We start from the raw sequence: 16,099 nt of genomic DNA on the forward strand, positions 1-16,099 counted from the left end.
GAGACAAACATTGAATGTTGCGAAACGCTAAACGATAATAAGCGCAATCGATTGAAGCTTAAGGGATGAACATGAAAAAAATTGAAGCGATTATCAAGCCATTTAAACTGGATGATGTTCGAGAAGCGCTAGCTGAAGTTGGCATTACAGGGATGACCGTCTCTGAAGTGAAAGGCTTTGGTCGCCAAAAAGGTCACACCGAGCTTTACCGTGGTGCAGAGTACATGGTGGACTTTCTACCTAAAGTGAAGCTCGAAATCGTTGTAACGGAAGATGTGGCTGATAAATGCGTAGAGACAATCATTGAAACCGCGCAAACTGGTAAGATTGGTGATGGTAAAATATTCGTCACTGATATTGAGCGTGTGGTTCGTATTCGTACTGGTGAAGAAGACGAAGACGCGATCTAAGGTTTCTTGTCACTTGTTTCGTATTTATTATGCTAAAAGGGAGCCAAGTGGCTCCTTTTTTGTTGTTTGCTTATTAGTGAAATCATTTAACCCGAGATTGGTTGTTCTAGATTTCGGGTGCCTACATTCAGGTTTGTCGTATGTTTAAGCGTTTTTTTCTGGCGTTAGCTTTTCTTATTATGGCGGTATTGGTCGGCTTCCAAGTTATTTTCACCGTACCAGATCAGCCGCAAATCATTACTCAAACAGGCTCAGAGTTGACGCAGGATATTAGGTGTATCGAATTTAGCGGCTCAAAAGCTTTGGATCAGGGCGGTGAAATCAATGTACTTGTCTGGAATATCTACAAACAGAACCGAACGAATTGGCAACGTGCACTCGATGAGTTTTCTGCTGATAAGCAGTTACTGTTATTGCAAGAAGCCAGCATGACACCATCATTTAAACAGTGGTTGGTGGATGGTCGCTGGGTTAGTAATCAAGTGAGTGCTTTTAAGGCGCTGGGTAGCGGTGCCGGTGTAATTAGTATTGCTCAAGGGCAACCAGAAAAAGCCTGCGCTTACACCTCTAAAGAGCCGTGGCTTCGCTTACCTAAGTCTGCATTATATAGCCAGTATCACTTGAGTAATGGCGAGAAACTCGCAGTGGTGAATGTACATGCGATTAACTTCACCGTGGGTACAAAAGAGTATGTATCTCAGTTAACGGCGCTTGAAATGCTTTTAAAGCATCATGTGGGGCCAATTCTATTTGCTGGAGACTTCAATAGCTGGAGTGAATCTCGCGTTAATGCGATGAGGCAGGCCTTAAAGGCTGCGGACTTACAAGAGGTGACGTTCTTGCCGGATCATCGAGTCCAATTTATAACAGGGTTACCACTGGACCATGTGTTTTACCGAGGTCTGACGCTTAAGTACGCAAAAGCGCCGCAGAGCGACGCTTCCGATCATAACCCATTGTTATTGTCATTTACGTTAAATGACTAGCTTAGGTTACCACAATATAAAGTGCCCAAATAACGTAGAAGAATACCCATGGCAGGCTTGCAATCACCAAAGCTTGGCCACGTTCAAACTCCGTCCACGTCAGTACAACGCCGTAGCCGAGCACAATGTACCAAGGCAGAAGCAAAGGTAACGAGCTAGCGAAATGAGACCATTCGTTAGTAAGAGGCAGCTTTAATAGACCATTGAGGCTATTTAAATCGGCAGCGTAAGTCATTACCTGACCATGCTTGAGTAGCAAGCTCGCGTAGCTTGCTACATCGCCCAATACTGCTGGGAATAAGATAGCACACGATGCGGCAAACCATTTCCAGTAACCGTATTGTTGTTTGCTTGCCTTTGTTGCAAGAAAGAACCAAAGCGCGAGCAATATTAAGGTGGCAAAGCGGTTGAATACATCATTGATGATCGCGCTTGCCATTAGCGTGTTTGGTTCTAATAGCTCAATCTGCTTCGGGTCGATTTGCTGAAATTGCGCAGCAAGTTGGTCACTGAGCCACGTGAAATCGACATTCGAAAAGTAAGCACCCCAGAATAAAAACGGACTAAGCATCAGGAAGATGAACGGTTGCCATCCCCATCCACCGCGTTGATAAAGCGCGAGAAAACAAGATGTTGGAGAACGAAAAATGTCCAACAGCATCACAAGTGGATTGCTTGATGGGTTCATACACTTACCTTCGTTACGTCAACGTACAACTTAAGCTTTTGACCTGGTTGTAAGTATTTTTTCTTGTGTAGCGAGTTCCATTTCACGATGTCGTTTGTTTTTACTTTGAACTTGCTTGCAATGCCGCTAATGGTGTCGCCAGAGCGAACGTTGTAGAAAACGGTACGGATCACAGAACCTTTGTCTGAGTCCTTCCATATCACTAGCTTTTGACCCACACGCAATGGATCTTTAGGGCTCATACCATTCCATTTAGCTAACGATTTATACGACACTTTATTGTTACGTGCGATTGACCACAAACTTTCTCCAGACTGAACGACATGGGTGAGCTTGAGTTGACCACGAGCACGAGATTGAGTCTTGTTTAATCGGTTTTGTGCCGTTAATGCGTATTTTGCATCGTCTTTTGTTGATGTCGGAATCAACAGGTATTGACCAATACGAATATTGTTATTCGATAGGCCGTTGGCACGTCGAATGACTTTCGTGGTTGTGCCGTATTTATTAGCTAGCACGCTTAAAGAGTCGCCAGATTTCACCTTGTAGCGAGCGACCTTCATCCCTTTACCGCGATTTTTCTCCACCTTGGTGAGAAAAGTCTCTTTTTTCTCTACGGGAATCAAAAGTTGGTGCGGCCCCTCAGGCGCTGTCGACCACTGGTTGTATGCTGGGTTGTAACTCTGCAACTCTTTTACGCTAATGCCGGCATAATCTGCGGCAATAGCCAGATCTAACTGCTCTTCTGGATCAACAAGCGTTAGAACAGGCTTGTTTGGAATTGCAGGAATATTAAGTCCGTACTTGTCTTGGTTTGCGATAACGTCAGCCAAGGCCAATAGCTTAGGAACGTAACTGCTGGTCTCTTTTGGTAAGTCTAATGAGAAGAAATCGATAGGTTTACCGAGCTTTTTATTCTTACGAATTGCGCTAGAAACTCGGCCTCCACCGCTGTTATAAGCGGCGATTGCATGTTCCCAGTTACCATCAAAACGCTCGTTTAGTTGTACTAGGTAGTCCAGCGCTGCATCCGTTGCTGCTGCCACATCTCTGCGACCGTCATACCAGTAGTTTTGCTCTAATCCCATCATTTTTCCGGTGCCTGGGACAAATTGCCACAACCCAGCCGCGCTACCATGTGAGTAGGCAAAGGCATCGAATGAACTTTCCACTACAGGAAGTAATGCAAGCTCCATTGGGAGTCCGCGCTCTTCGATACGTTTTGTGATCATGTATAGAAAAGGAGTCGCACGCTTAGATACCGTGTAAAGGTGATTTGGGTGCTTTAAATACCACGTACGGTAGTAGTCCACTTTCTTGTGGTTTGGGATATCCATGTCCAGCTGCATGGCGATACGTTGCCACACATCTTCTTGTTCTTGGGGGGAGAGAACTTTAGGCGCGTCGTTAGCGGATTTTTTTGCTAGTGACGATTTATTGCCCGGTTGAGCTTTTACTGCATTTTGCTTTGCAGTCTGCTCAGATTTATTGGTTTCTGGTGTAGAAGACGTTGAATCTGACTGAGTCAATTGACAGCCAGATAATAACAACGCCAACGCCCAAGTATACTTCAAACGCATGGATTCAGCCTATTTAGGGCCTGTTTATCTTCACCTGCCTGTCGCGCAACGTAATGTGCGTGGCAGTCGCAAGATAATAGACATCTTTTAAACACTAACTAATTTATAGAGGCAAAGAGCTTCTAATTATGCAATGGGGAGAAATTCAAATAGATTTATATCAACCCCAAACGTAAGAGAAGCGCCAGTGGCGCTTCTCGAAAAATCAGCCCCTGATAATACTGGGGTCTTGCAAACTTACAAGCAGAAAATGGTTAAAATTCGTTCTTCCACTCGCGTAAAGCAGTAAAAACCGAGCATGGATCGCTATTTTTAATGCGACTAGCAACAGATTGAACCACGTCAGGGTTAGAGGTTCGCAAGAACGGATTAATCCACTTTTCTTTGCGTATTGTTGTTGGAAGTGTCGGAATGTTGAGTGCTCGCAGTCGGTTTACATCGTCGCGATATTGGCGAAGTTGCTCATTGTCAGGTTCAACCGCTAGAGCAAACGCCACGTTACTCGCCGTGTATTCATGTGCGCAGAAGACTTGAGTTTCTTCTGGTAGAGACGTTAGTTTACTCAGTGATTCAAACATTTGCTCAGGCGTACCTTCAAAAATACGACCACAGCCAGCGGAAAAGAGCACATCACCGCAAAACAGTTTTCCGTCTCCAACGTAACCGATATGGCCCAAAGTATGGCCTGGTAACCCAAGTACTAAGAAAATCTCACCAAACAACTCCAGTTTGTCGCCTTCTTCCATTGGTGTTGTTAGGGTTGGAATTGGCTCTGATTTTGGGCCCACAACGGCGACTTCGGGAAAGGCACGCACTAAGTCTGGAACGCCACCAATGTGATCGTTGTGGTGGTGCGTAATTAAAATCGCTTCTAAAGTTAATTCGTTAGCCTGCAGAAATTCTAATACTGGCTTCGCATCGCCCGGATCAACGACTGCGCAGCGCTTATCGTTATTTTGTATCAGCCAGATGTAATTATCATTAAATGCGGGTATGCTTTTGATCTCTAACACGATTCGTTCTCCGTCACCCATTTTAGTCAGGTGGTTAATGAAACCAGCACTCAGCAACAAAACTATACCACACCCGTCGACTTGGTCAGCAATGAACAACGGTCCGTGGGTGCTTGAGTCAATCCAGACCCGACTTGATGAATGGTGCCCGAAACTCTTCGGCTACCATATGCTCAAACTGGGCGGGTTGAGCTGTGAGCTAACCAGCTGTAATTGTAACATTCAACACCAAGTCAACGTAGATATCCAGAACCCGTTGCATAATGTGATTGCAGATGGTTACGAATTACCCTTTTTGGAAAAAAGCTTTGATGTTGTGATACTCGCTCATCAGCTCGACTATGCAAGCGATCCACACCGTTTGTTGCGTGAAGTCGATAGAGTGATGATGGATGATGGCTATGTAATTATTACTGGATTCAACCCATTAAGCTTGACTGGATTAGCGAGTTTGCTTCCATGGCGTAAACATAATTTGCCTTGGAGTGGACGAATGTTTACGTCGAACCGCATCAAAGATTGGTTAGGGTTACTTAATTATCAAGTGATTCATTGTGATCGTTATGCGCTGTTTCCGATGAAACGTTACCGTACGATGTGGACATGGTTGGAAAATAGTCTTGGTGATTGGGCATCACCCGCTGGGAGTTTGTATTACATAGTCGCACGGAAACGGACATACCCTCTCAAGCCTATCAAACCGCATTGGCGCTTGAAGAAAAAGCTCACACCACTTGGGGTGATGAATCGAGAGGGTAACACTATGAGGAAAGAATCTCGCTAAGAGGGTTGGTAACCTGTATCTTCCTCAGTTGGGTTTTCTGCAGCAGTCCGGGCTAGCTCATCACACATTTCGTTCTCACGATGGCCCGCGTGGCCTTTTACCCAATGCCATTCAACTTGATGGCGTGCGGTTTCTTTGTCTAGAGCTTGCCATAAATCGGCATTCTTCACGGGTTTTTTATCCGCTGTTTTCCAACCACGCTTCTTCCAGTTATGGATCCACTGAGTAATACCTTGGCGCACATATTGGCTGTCAGTCGTTAAAGTGACTTTACAAGGTTGTTTTAACGTCTGTAGCGCGACGACAGCCGCCAACATTTCCATGCGGTTGTTGGTAGTTAACGTATAGCCTTTGGAAAGTGTCTTTTCTACGTCTTTGTAACGCAATACTATGCCGTAACCACCTGGTCCTGGGTTACCTAAACAAGAACCGTCAGTGAAAATCTCAACGTGTTTGGTCATATTTTTTGGTACTATTAGCCGAAACATTTAATAAAGCATAGTCTGACATACATAACCTTATGAATACCAGCAGCAATTCTGAATATAACCGCATTGTCGTTCTCGATACCGAAACCACAGGTATGAACCGCGAGGGTGGTCCTCACTACATGGGACACCGCATTATTGAAATCGGTGCCGTGGAGATCATCAACCGTAAGCTGACTGGTCGTCACTTCCACGTTTATTTAAAACCCGATCGTGAAATCCAACCAGAAGCGGTTGAAGTTCACGGTATTACGGATGAATTCTTGGTTGATAAACCGGAATACGCGAGCGTGCACCAAGAGTTTCTTGAGTTTATTAAAGGCGCAGAACTTGTTGCCCACAACGCGCCCTTCGATACCGGCTTTATGGATTACGAGTTTGGCATGCTCGATCCTAACATCGGCAAAACGGACGACTACTGCAAGGTGACCGATACTCTTGCTATGGCGAAGAAAATCTTCCCTGGTAAGCGAAACAACCTTGATATCTTATGTGAACGTTACGGTATTGATAACTCGCACCGTACACTCCACGGAGCTTTGCTCGATGCGGAGATTCTAGCCGACGTTTACCTCTTTATGACGGGTGGTCAAACGAGTCTAGAATTTAACGCGAATAAACAAGAGGGTGGGGTAGAAACCATTCGTCGTATTGAAGGAAGAAAAGCGCTAAAGGTTTTGCGCGCAAGTGCCGATGAACTAGAAGCTCACCAAAAAAGATTAGAGTTGGTGAACAACTGTATTTGGCATCAATAGGAGAAGCTATGTTGAGGGCTTTGTTGGTCGCGTTTTTAGCGATATGGAGTAGTCTCTCGAGTGCTGCGAGTGAATCTACAATGTCTTTGTTAGACAATCGCTTTCGAGTTGATCCAACCATCGAGCAGATCACGTTTTTGGTTTATCGTGAGCAAAGTTCTCAGCCAGTTGTTTTAGTCCGTCCTGACGGTAAAAAATACTATGCTTGGGGCTCTTACGACAATGTACGTTGGTATCAAGAAGCCTCACTCGATATTATTTCCGTTGATAACCCTATGCCAGGTCCATGGCAGGCTGTGGGGAAAGTTACGCCTAAAAATAACATCCGCTTAATTTCTCACCTAAAGCTCAGTACGGATCTGTTCCCAAACCGATTATATAATGGGGAAGCGCTTAAGTTTACAGCTCGCCTGACCTCCGACGGCAAACCTCTTGTACTGCGCGACTTCCTTGATCGCGTGAATCTGCGCGTGACATTTACCAAGTTTGTCGAAAATGAAGATGAGCTGATCAAAGAAGCACGTCCAGTGCCGATGGTTGTGGGTGAGTTTTCTGATGACGGCCGAGGCTTGGATGAAAAAGCAGGGGATGGAGTGTTCACGGTTCAGCTCCCAATAGACGTTGAGCCTGGTAAGTACCGTGCGCGCATCACGTCTGGCAATGGCGTATTCTTACGAGCGCAAGAGCAAGTCATCTTGGTTTATCCGAACCCAATCTCTCGTACTTTTATTCAGGCTCGTAATCCCGATAAGCCACACCAATTAGTGGTGAGTGGCGAGCAAGGTATGATTGCACCAGGCTCTATTGCAGTCACAGTGAAAAAGGACGCTCCCGATGGTTTCATTAGTTACAGCCAAGGACAGGTCTCTAAAGATGGAATGAGAGTTACGTTGAACCTCAATAACGATGCTGAGCTTGGTAAGTACGCATGGCGCGGCGAGATCTTTGCCACTGATTTTGCAACTCAGCGCTCGTTGGTGTTTCCTATCCCAGAGCAAACCTTCAGTGTTGTTGATGAAGTTGATCTAGAAGCTGCTCGAATTGCAAAAGAAGCTGAATTAGCCGAACAGCGCCGTATTGAAATGGAAAAGCAAATTATCGCTGAGCGAGAGGCTGAGCGTAAGCGCAGCATGATTATTATCGCGGTGGGTAATTTGATAATGCTGCTGATTGTGATCATTGCATGGATAGTCTGGCGCAAAATTAAAGCGAAGCGCGATGCCATGCCAGAGATGCAATTAGAAGTACCAAAGAAATAGTAGTAACACATAAAGCGAGAAACGGAGCCAATCGGCTCCGTTTTTTCAGTTTAAGTTTGAGACAGAGTTTGATGCTTCTCATGGTCATTAATCATTTTATTTTAAAGTAACACCATGATTTAACGTTGATTAATCATAATAAAGCTCGCATGATACTCTTTACGTTTCGACTTGATTTTAGTGCGTATCGACGGAGTGAGTTATGACAATTGGAGAGTTAGGACTAGAACATTTACCACGACAAAAGGCCTTGGTTGAGTCAGCTTATGATGCCTTTTGTTCTGAAAAAGACGTTGTTGCCGCGGTATTGCTTGGCTCCTTGTCATCAGGACAAGGTGACCGTATTTCGGACGCTGATGTTGTTGTATTTACTCAAAACAACTTCCATAAAGCCTCAGAGCCTTGCTTTACCCAGTTTGAAGCTAATAAAGATATTTTTTATCGCCTTGAGGGAGAGCACAACGAAAATGCGTGTTTCAAAAAATACATTTTTAATGACCTAACCAGTGCAGAGATTCATTGTTTAGATCTCTGTGAGCCCTTCAAACTTTCTAAGCCATTTAAGACTTTATTTGATAAAGCTGATGTGATTGGGGGCATGGTTACTGATGAACCTGCGCCAAAGCATGAAGATTTCCCAGTTTATACCAGTGGTGATCAAGGCCTGATCTGGGAACTCTTTGATTGTATTAAGTGGTTGAGCAGAGATAACCATGAGCTTGCTAAGTCCTATTTGAAAAAACTCTCTGAGAAACTCTAATTTGAGAGTCATCTCCGTTCCTCCCACTGAAGTTAGCTAGGCGGTTAGGTTATGAAATACAAAAAGCGTCAGAAGTATAAATACACTCTCCATTCTGAAGAAAAGATTGAGACTCAAATTTCAGTGAGTAACGCGTATGACAGCCCTTTTCTTAGTTTGTCCAAACAAGGCGTGTTAACGATTAAAAAGGGCTATGCATGGGATGGAGCGAGTGGGCCAGCGTTAGACACAAAAAACATTATGAAAGCTTCTTTAGTGCATGATGCTCTTTACCAACTCATGAGGGAAGAGGTGTTGCCACAAAGTGCTCGAAAGCATGCGGATACGTTGTTGAGAGAAACATGTTTAGAAAAAGGAATGTCTAGCTTCAGAGCAACTTATATCTATTATGGCGTCAGAGTTGTCGGTGGCTTCTTTTCTAGACCTGATACTTTGTGTGCTTAATGGGAACATCTTTCCAACGTTTAACTGTTTATTTATACAGTTTAGTTATGTAAGCTCCAAGGTGATACAAAGGAGTAGTACATAATGACAATAAGATATGAAGAGCATGTGCCAAGCCCGAAAGAATACTATGATATGCGTGTCAAAGCCGGGCTATCACCCAAATCGTTGAAAGCTGCTGAAATTGGTCTACCCAATTCGTTATATGGCGTATCTGTTCGGGATGAAGGAAAGCTCATTGCAATGGGTCGGGTTGTTGGTGACGGGGCGTGTAACTTCGAAATTGTCGACGTTGCCGTTGATTCTGATTATCAAGGCAACGGTTTAGGTAGAAAAGTCATGGAATACATCGACGGTTATCTTTCATCTGTTGCACTTGAAGGCTCTTACGTTTCTATGATTGCTGATGAACCGGTCTTTTACGAAAAGCTTGGTTATAGGCTGGTGGCTCCTAAAAGCCAAGGGATGACAAAAAAGTTTAAGCCAAAGGCGTAACACGTATTCAGCTGTGAAGATAAGCACTAGAAAACAGGAGTTTAATTTCCTGTTTTCTATATTAAATTTGTATTTAAGCCACTTCTGGAATTGGTTTGGGTGGCTGCTCTAAATCAGGCTCTTTTTGAACAGTAGGAATTTGTCCCTCACCCACAGCACTGATGTAACAGCCACTAAGTTTAATGGCAAGGTACATATCAGCTCGCAGTAAGATGCCTCCTTCACTGGTGCTGATACCAGTAAGCTCACACCATTGACGAAGACGTCGTTTCCTTCCTGCGAGGATTAAGCGTACGCCTCTCTTTTTCAAAGTATTGTGAATATCTGCCAGTGTTGCCATCACACTAAGATCCAAGTGAGTAAAGCTCGACACGGCGTCGATGACAACGCAACTTGCGTCTTTGTGATGCTCTGCCTGCTCTAACACTCTACGTTTAAAGTAAGGAGCATTGAAGTAAGTTAGCGGTGAGTTAAAGCGGTAAATCACCATTCCAGGAATAGGCGAAGCTTTTCCTGAGTCGTCGATGGTCCGAATGGTGCCTTTTTCATCCAAGCCAAGTAGCTGATCACTCGGCCGCATGACAATACGTAAAAATTGAAACAGCCCTAGCAATACCGCCAAAGTGATCCCCGGTATTACACCCACGATCAACACAGAAATAAAAGTAATGATGGCCAGATAAAATGCATCTTTGTCACGAGATTTTAATTTCCAAATTGCTTTAAGATCGAGCAGCGATAGGGACGCAATGATCAATACAACACCAAGTGAAGCGATAGGGATGAACTGTAAAGGCTCATAAATAAATACCGCAATAATGGCAATGGTGATTGCAGCGACAATCGAAACTAATTGAGATTTACCACCATTTGCATCATTAACGGCTGTGCGTGAGTCAGCGCCGCTTATCGCGAAACCTTGTGAAAACGCTGAGGCAATGTTGGCAAAACCCAACGCCTGAAACTCTTTATTTGCATCAATATCATAACCGTTTTTAGCCGCGAAACTGCGGGCGGTGAGCATCATGCTAACAAAACTGACAATCGCAAGGTTGAGCGCCGGGACTACTAGTTCACGAACTTCACCTAGCTCAAATTCCGGTGTTTGAAACTGAGGGAAGCCACCTTGAGTGAGTCCGACAACCGATACGCCCATCTCTTGTAAATGGAAAAACCAAACTGACGCAGTAGTTACGAGGATCGCCAGCATGGCAGCAGGCCAAGTTGGTCGGTAGCGTTTGGTGAGCAAATAAACGACAACTGTCACGATACTCAGAGTTACAGTAGGCCAATGAAGATCGGTTAATCGTTGTGGAGCTTCCCATAAACGTTCCAGTAAATAACGTTGCTCGTATTTCAAACCGACTACTTTCGCAAACTGACCAACGATAATTGTGAGAGCAACACCGTTGAGTAGACCCAAAAGAATCGGACGAGAAAGGAAATCTGCAAATACCCCTAGCTTGAAACGACTTGCCAGTACACACCAAATCCCCGTCATCGCTGTCATGGTCATAACCAACTGCCAATGTTTTGTGGGGTCACCTGCGGCAAGTGGTGTCACAACAGCAGCAATCACTGCACAGGTTGCTGCATCGGGTCCGACAATGAGTTGTCGAGATGTGCCCATCATGGCGTAAACCAACATTGGCAGTACACACGAATACAGACCGACAATTGCGGATACACCAGTTAATTGTGCGTAAGCTATGGCAACTGGCAGTGCAACCGCGACAACAGAAAAGGCGGCTCTAAAGTCGTTAACAAACCATTCTTTTTGATAATGCTTAAGCTGAACAAGCCCTGGGAACCACTGTGCGAGTAATATTTTAGCCAACGGATTTACCATATATGTGAGTGAGTTACTTAAAGTATACACCGCTTAGTTGGAACGTCTGTGAGTTAGTTATCACTGGAAATCGGGGAAAAGATTGGAGTGCGAGGATTTTATTGCGCAGGGGGGCTTTGTAGTGTGAGGTGTTATGAATCCGATTCTGGAAGCAATAAAAAACGGGAGCTGATACTCCCGTTTGTGATCTCAGATTCTAGAGTTACGCGACACTATCCATCTGAGGGTATAGCGGCTTTGCGGCAAGCAGTTCCGGCTCAAAATCGTCAACGTTGATTGTATCTAGACGATGCTGTTCCGCTTCTCTGAGTAGATCGGCTTCTTCTTGCGTGATAAAGCCTTGCTCTAGCCCTTCCTGAGCAATCATATCCAAACGTAAGAATGGGCGACGCTTACCCTGCGCTTTACATACTTTGTCAAACACAGGTTCAGCTTGAAGAATGACTGACAGCGCAAGCTCAATCTTACCTGCTGCGTTGTGCTCGGTTGGTTCAAGGTATTGACCGCGACCAATGCGTGAGCGCGTTGCACTTGGCGTTTGTAGAATGCGCGCCACTTTACTGTCTAGTTTATCGCTTGGCGCTTTGCGTACACGACCGAATGGCATGATTAACACGCGCAGTGCACGACCAATCACTTTGTTCGGGAAGTTTGCTAAGAATTCGTCTACCGCCACTTCCGCTTGTTTCAAACTGTCTTGTAGACCCCAGTGTACTAATGGTAAATCTTCGACTGGGCGGCCATCTTGCTCAAAACGTTTCAACGTCGCAGAGCTCAAATATAGCTGGCTTAGAATGTCACCAAGACGCGCTGATAGACGCTCTTTACGCTTCAAAGAGCCACCTAGCACTGCCATCGAGATATCCGATAGTAAGGCAAGGTTTGCACTGTAGCGGTTCAATTGTTGGTAGTAACGCTTGGTTGCATCTTTGGTTGGCGATGAAGAGCCCAGACCGTCGCTCAAACCAAACCAGATACTGCGCACTAGGTTACTCATTGTAAAGCTCACGTGACCAGCAAGCGCTTTATCAAATTTCTCGACAGCATTACTTGCTTCAGAATACGCCGCGTTCATTTCTTCAAGAACGTACGGATGGCAACGGATTGCGCCTTGGCCAAAGATGATCATTGAGCGTGTTAGAATGTTAGCACCCTCAACCGTTACTGCGATTGGCGCACCTTGGTAACCACGAGCTAGGAAGTTAGAAGGTCCCATACAGATACCTTTACCGCCTACGATGTCCATTGCATCGATGATGCTTTGCTGGCCGCGGTGCGTACAGTGATACTTCACGATAGCTGAGATAACTGAAGGTTTTTCACCTAAGTCGATACCCGCAACGGTTAAGTTGCTTGCTGCATCCATCACGTAAGCATTACCACCCAAGCGTGCTAATGGTTCTTCAACTCCTTCCATATGGCCGATCGGCTGTTTGAACTGACGGCGAATACGTGAGTAAGCACCGGTTGCCATTGCCGCAGTTTTGATGCCACCTGTTGAATTTGAAGGTAGCGTGATACCACGTCCAACCGACAGACACTCAACCAGCATACGCCAACCTTGGCCCGCCATTTTTTCACCACCGATAATGAAATCGATAGGAACAAAGATGTCTTTACCGCGCGTTGGACCATTTTGGAATGGTACATTGAGCGGGAAGTGTCGGTTACCAATCTCAACACCTTTGACATCAGTTGGGATAAGCGCACAAGTGATGCCAAGATCTTCTTTGTCGCCTAGCAAACCTTCAGGATCGCGAAGTTTAAATGCTAAGCCTAGTACCGTTGCGACTGGCGCTAGGGTGATGTAGCGCTTGTTCCAAGTCAGGCGCATACCCAGTACTTCTTTTCCTTCCCATTCGCCTTTACAGACCACACCGTAATCTGGAATAGATCCAGCGTCAGAACCCGCTTCTGGACTTGTTAGGGCGAAACAAGGGATTTCCTTACCTTCAGCTAGACGCGGTAAGTAATGATTTTTTTGATCTTCAGTACCGTAGTGTTGCAGTAGCTCACCTGGGCCCAAAGAGTTAGGAACACCAACGGTAGACGATAGAACGCCAGAAACACCCGTTAGTTTTTGTAGTACTAGTGATTGCGCGTATGCTGAGAACTCAAGACCACCGTACTTTTTCTTAATGATCATGGCGAAGAACTTATGATCTTTCAGGTATTGCCAAACTTCTGGCGGTAAGTCCGCGAGTTCATGGGTCACTTGGAAATCACTCACCATGGCGCACACTTCATTCACAGGGCCGTCTAAAAAGGCTTGTTCTTCCGCACTTAACTTAGGTGCTTGAATTGCGTGTAGCTTTTGCCACTCTGGTTTGCCTTTAAATAGTTCGGCTTCCCACCAGACGGTACCTGCGTCTAACGCTTCTTTTTCGGTTTGAGACATAGCTGGCAGCACTTTCTTGAAAAGCACTAACGCTTTGCGGCTAATTAAAGACTGACGTACGCCAGGAACCGCGAGCACAGCTGCGGCGAGAACGTAAATAGCCCAACCAATAACGCCGACAGTACCAGCTACTGTAAGAGCCAGCATGGCTGCGGTGAGTAAGCTAATAGATTTCACGAGAGACATGCGGTGGTAGAGCGTAATGCCTAGCACGATCGCCATCGTGATGATTGAGAGCAAGATGTCCATATGTATTTTCCTTTTCAGACTTTATAAGTTTTGTACGTCTGTATGTTAGGTAAGAGGTCTAACCAGTTGGTTTAAGTGTAATCAAAATATTAAGGAAATGTAAAACATAAGATTGGATAAAAAGTGATCTAAGTAGAGTTAAAATTCTAAAGTTGAGATTTGAGTGATGGTTTCATGAGCAAGTTGACAAGTTTATTACCATCACTAATCTAAATCTGTTGGTTCACTATCGACACTAATTCTCGTTTGTGGGTAAACTCAGAGTAATCAAACCCGAGTTCAGGTTTATGAAATGTCCGATACCAAATTGGTATCAGAACAATTTGCTCAGTGAGTCAAGAGCTGACTGAAGCCGAAATAATAAAGAGAACGTCTTATGTACCATGATCTGATTAGAAGTGAATTAAACGAAGCTGCTGAAGTGCTCAACAAATTTTTAAGCGATGACCATAACATTGCGCAAATCGAAGCAGCGGCGAAAATGATTGCTGACTCATTCAAGCAAGATGGTAAAGTATTGTCATGTGGTAACGGTGGTTCTCACTGTGATTCAATGCACTTTGCCGAAGAGCTAACAGGCCGTTACCGAGAAAATCGTCCTGGCTATGCTGGTATTGCTATTTCAGATCCAAGCCACCTTTCTTGTGTGAGTAATGACTTTGGTTATGACTTCGTGTTTTCACGTTATGTAGAAGCGGTTGGTCGAAAAGGTGACGTACTGTTTGGTCTGTCGACGTCAGGTAACTCAGGTAACATCCTGAAAGCGATTGAGGCAGCGCAAGCTAAAGGCATGAAGACGATTGCGCTAACAGGCAAAGATGGCGGCAAAATGGCAGGCCTTGCAGATATTGAAATCCGCGTGCCACACTTTGGTTATGCAGACCGCATTCAGGAAGTTCATATTAAGATTATTCATATCATCATCCAGTTGATTGAAAAAGAGATGGAATAACCGTTTTACGGCCACCGTTTCGAGCTGTGTTGTTAGGGAGTTTTTTAAGCCATGTGTGAATTGCTCGGTATGAGCGCTAATGTTCCAACGGATATTTGTTTCAGTTTTACTGGGCTCATGCAGCGTGGAGGTCGAACCGGCCCACACCGTGACGGATGGGGGATCACCTTCTACGAAGGGAAGGGCTTTCGAACCTTCAAAGATCCCAAACCAAGTTGTGAGTCTAAAATAGCAGAGTTGGTACAAAATTATCCCATCAAAAGTCGTGCGGTCGTTAGTCATATCCGACAGGCGAATCGTGGTGGTGTTAATTTAGAAAATACTCATCCCTTTACACGTGAGCTGTGGGGTAGGTATTGGACGTTTGCGCATAACGGTCAGCTCTCTGGCTACCAAGACTTGCATACAGGTCGACATCGACCTGTCGGTGAGACAGATAGTGAACTGGCATTTTGCTGGTTGTTGAAGCAAATGGAAGATCGATATCCTGAGCCACCAAAGGATATGGAGTCGGTATTCTTATATGTTGCTAAATGTTGTGATGAGCTAAAAGAGAAGGGTGTATTTAACATGCTTCTGAGTGATGGTGAGTATGTAATGACGTATTGCACCAATCATTTGTATTGGATCACAAGACGCGCACCGTTTGGAAAAGCCGCGTTGCTTGATGAAGATGTGGAAATTAACTTCCAAGAAGAAACAACGCCACACGACATCGTTTCTGTGATCGCAACTCAACCTTTGACGGGCAACGAAGCTTGGCAGCGTATGAAACCTGGCGAATACGGCTTGTTTCACCTAGGTGAACTAGTCAAAAATAATGCCTCTGAACTGGTAAATGTGCCGTTTGCGGCGGCTAAGCCAGGCAATCAAGCGCCAACCGAACCGTTAGAGTGATGGTCTCTTACTCTGAATGACCCGTCCTGATATGGGTTGACACTTTTTAACTAAAACGCTCGATGTACTTCATCGGGCGTTTTGTATTTTAA

The 16,099-nt window shown here is 44.9% G+C and carries 16 protein-coding genes; 10 read left to right on the plus strand and 6 right to left on the minus strand.

The window, feature by feature from the left end:
- The first annotated feature begins 71 nt into the window (after positions 1 to 71).
- On the plus strand, positions 72 to 410 hold the full coding sequence (glnB, locus tag R7044_RS14395; RefSeq protein WP_005380372.1) for a nitrogen regulatory protein P-II: 339 nt from the start codon (positions 72 to 74) through the stop codon (positions 408 to 410).
- Positions 411 to 550: 140 nt separating this feature from the next.
- Positions 551 to 1,396: an endonuclease/exonuclease/phosphatase family protein gene (locus tag R7044_RS14400; protein ID WP_172563516.1), complete on the plus strand. Its 846-nt coding sequence runs from the start codon at positions 551 to 553 to the stop codon at positions 1,394 to 1,396.
- A gap of 1 nt (position 1,397) precedes the next feature.
- Here the strand turns inward: R7044_RS14400 and R7044_RS14405 are convergent, their stop codons facing one another.
- The 3 genes from R7044_RS14405 to gloB all read right to left on the minus strand — a co-directional run bounded on the left by R7044_RS14405 (position 1,398) and on the right by gloB (position 4,677).
- Entirely contained in the window at positions 1,398 to 2,084 is a 687-nt protein-coding gene (locus R7044_RS14405) for a YIP1 family protein (protein WP_033905504.1), read from the minus strand.
- Positions 2,081 to 3,664: a LysM peptidoglycan-binding domain-containing protein gene (locus tag R7044_RS14410; protein ID WP_005391819.1), complete on the minus strand. Its 1,584-nt coding sequence runs from the start codon at positions 3,662 to 3,664 to the stop codon at positions 2,081 to 2,083. Before R7044_RS14410 ends, R7044_RS14405 begins: the two co-directional genes overlap by 4 nt.
- Before the next feature lie 254 nt (positions 3,665 to 3,918).
- The gene (gene gloB, locus R7044_RS14415) at positions 3,919 to 4,677 is read right to left on the minus strand and encodes a hydroxyacylglutathione hydrolase (protein ID WP_053304147.1); all 759 of its coding nucleotides are present in this window, start codon (positions 4,675 to 4,677) and stop codon (positions 3,919 to 3,921) included.
- Between the two features lie 37 nt (positions 4,678 to 4,714).
- Here gloB and R7044_RS14420 point away from each other — a divergent pair, with 37 nt between their 5' ends.
- Positions 4,715 to 5,461 (plus strand): class I SAM-dependent methyltransferase, encoded by a 747-nt coding sequence (locus R7044_RS14420; protein ID WP_017636046.1) that lies wholly within the window; start codon positions 4,715 to 4,717, stop codon positions 5,459 to 5,461.
- Here the strand turns inward: R7044_RS14420 and rnhA are convergent.
- Positions 5,458 to 5,922, minus strand: a complete 465-nt coding sequence (rnhA, locus tag R7044_RS14425) for a ribonuclease HI (RefSeq protein ID WP_005380384.1) — start codon at positions 5,920 to 5,922, stop codon at positions 5,458 to 5,460. The two genes, R7044_RS14420 and rnhA, sit on opposite strands and share 4 nt — an antisense overlap.
- Positions 5,923 to 5,981: 59 nt before the next feature.
- Here rnhA and dnaQ point away from each other — a divergent pair, with 59 nt between their 5' ends.
- The 5 genes from dnaQ to R7044_RS14450 all read left to right on the plus strand — a co-directional run bounded on the left by dnaQ (position 5,982) and on the right by R7044_RS14450 (position 9,662).
- Positions 5,982 to 6,704, plus strand: coding sequence for a DNA polymerase III subunit epsilon (dnaQ, locus tag R7044_RS14430; protein WP_017636047.1), 723 nt, complete (start codon positions 5,982 to 5,984; stop codon positions 6,702 to 6,704).
- A gap of 8 nt (positions 6,705 to 6,712) precedes the next feature.
- On the plus strand, positions 6,713 to 7,963 hold the full coding sequence (locus R7044_RS14435) for a TIGR03503 family protein (protein WP_025768253.1): 1,251 nt from the start codon (positions 6,713 to 6,715) through the stop codon (positions 7,961 to 7,963).
- A gap of 202 nt (positions 7,964 to 8,165) precedes the next feature.
- Positions 8,166 to 8,723 carry a nucleotidyltransferase domain-containing protein gene (locus R7044_RS14440; RefSeq protein ID WP_053304069.1) on the plus strand — a complete coding sequence of 186 codons (558 nt, stop codon included), beginning with the start codon at positions 8,166 to 8,168 and terminating at the stop codon, positions 8,721 to 8,723.
- A 51-nt stretch (positions 8,724 to 8,774) separates the two neighbouring features.
- On the plus strand, positions 8,775 to 9,167 hold the full coding sequence (locus tag R7044_RS14445) for a DUF1353 domain-containing protein (protein ID WP_033905503.1): 393 nt from the start codon (positions 8,775 to 8,777) through the stop codon (positions 9,165 to 9,167).
- A gap of 84 nt (positions 9,168 to 9,251) precedes the next feature.
- A complete protein-coding gene (locus R7044_RS14450) occupies positions 9,252 to 9,662 on the plus strand; it encodes a GNAT family N-acetyltransferase (RefSeq protein ID WP_033905502.1) in 411 nt (136 codons plus the stop codon).
- A 73-nt stretch (positions 9,663 to 9,735) separates the two neighbouring features.
- Here the strand turns inward: R7044_RS14450 and R7044_RS14455 are convergent, their stop codons facing one another.
- Positions 9,736 to 11,511: a SulP family inorganic anion transporter gene (locus R7044_RS14455; RefSeq protein WP_005380390.1), complete on the minus strand. Its 1,776-nt coding sequence runs from the start codon at positions 11,509 to 11,511 to the stop codon at positions 9,736 to 9,738.
- Between the two features lie 202 nt (positions 11,512 to 11,713).
- Complete coding sequence (gene fadE / locus R7044_RS14460; RefSeq protein ID WP_005385392.1) at positions 11,714 to 14,158, minus strand: acyl-CoA dehydrogenase FadE; 2,445 nt, start codon at positions 14,156 to 14,158, stop codon at positions 11,714 to 11,716.
- Between the two features lie 376 nt (positions 14,159 to 14,534).
- Between fadE and lpcA the strand changes: the two genes are divergently transcribed.
- Both lpcA and R7044_RS14470 read left to right on the plus strand, forming a co-directional pair.
- The gene (gene lpcA / locus R7044_RS14465; RefSeq protein WP_033905501.1) at positions 14,535 to 15,110 is read left to right on the plus strand and encodes a D-sedoheptulose 7-phosphate isomerase; all 576 of its coding nucleotides are present in this window, start codon (positions 14,535 to 14,537) and stop codon (positions 15,108 to 15,110) included.
- 51 nt (positions 15,111 to 15,161) lie between these two features.
- Positions 15,162 to 16,007 carry a class II glutamine amidotransferase gene (locus R7044_RS14470; protein ID WP_005385395.1) on the plus strand — a complete coding sequence of 282 codons (846 nt, stop codon included), beginning with the start codon at positions 15,162 to 15,164 and terminating at the stop codon, positions 16,005 to 16,007.
- Positions 16,008 to 16,099 lie beyond the last annotated feature (92 nt).

Source organism: Vibrio sp. 1402 (assembly GCF_033340275.1).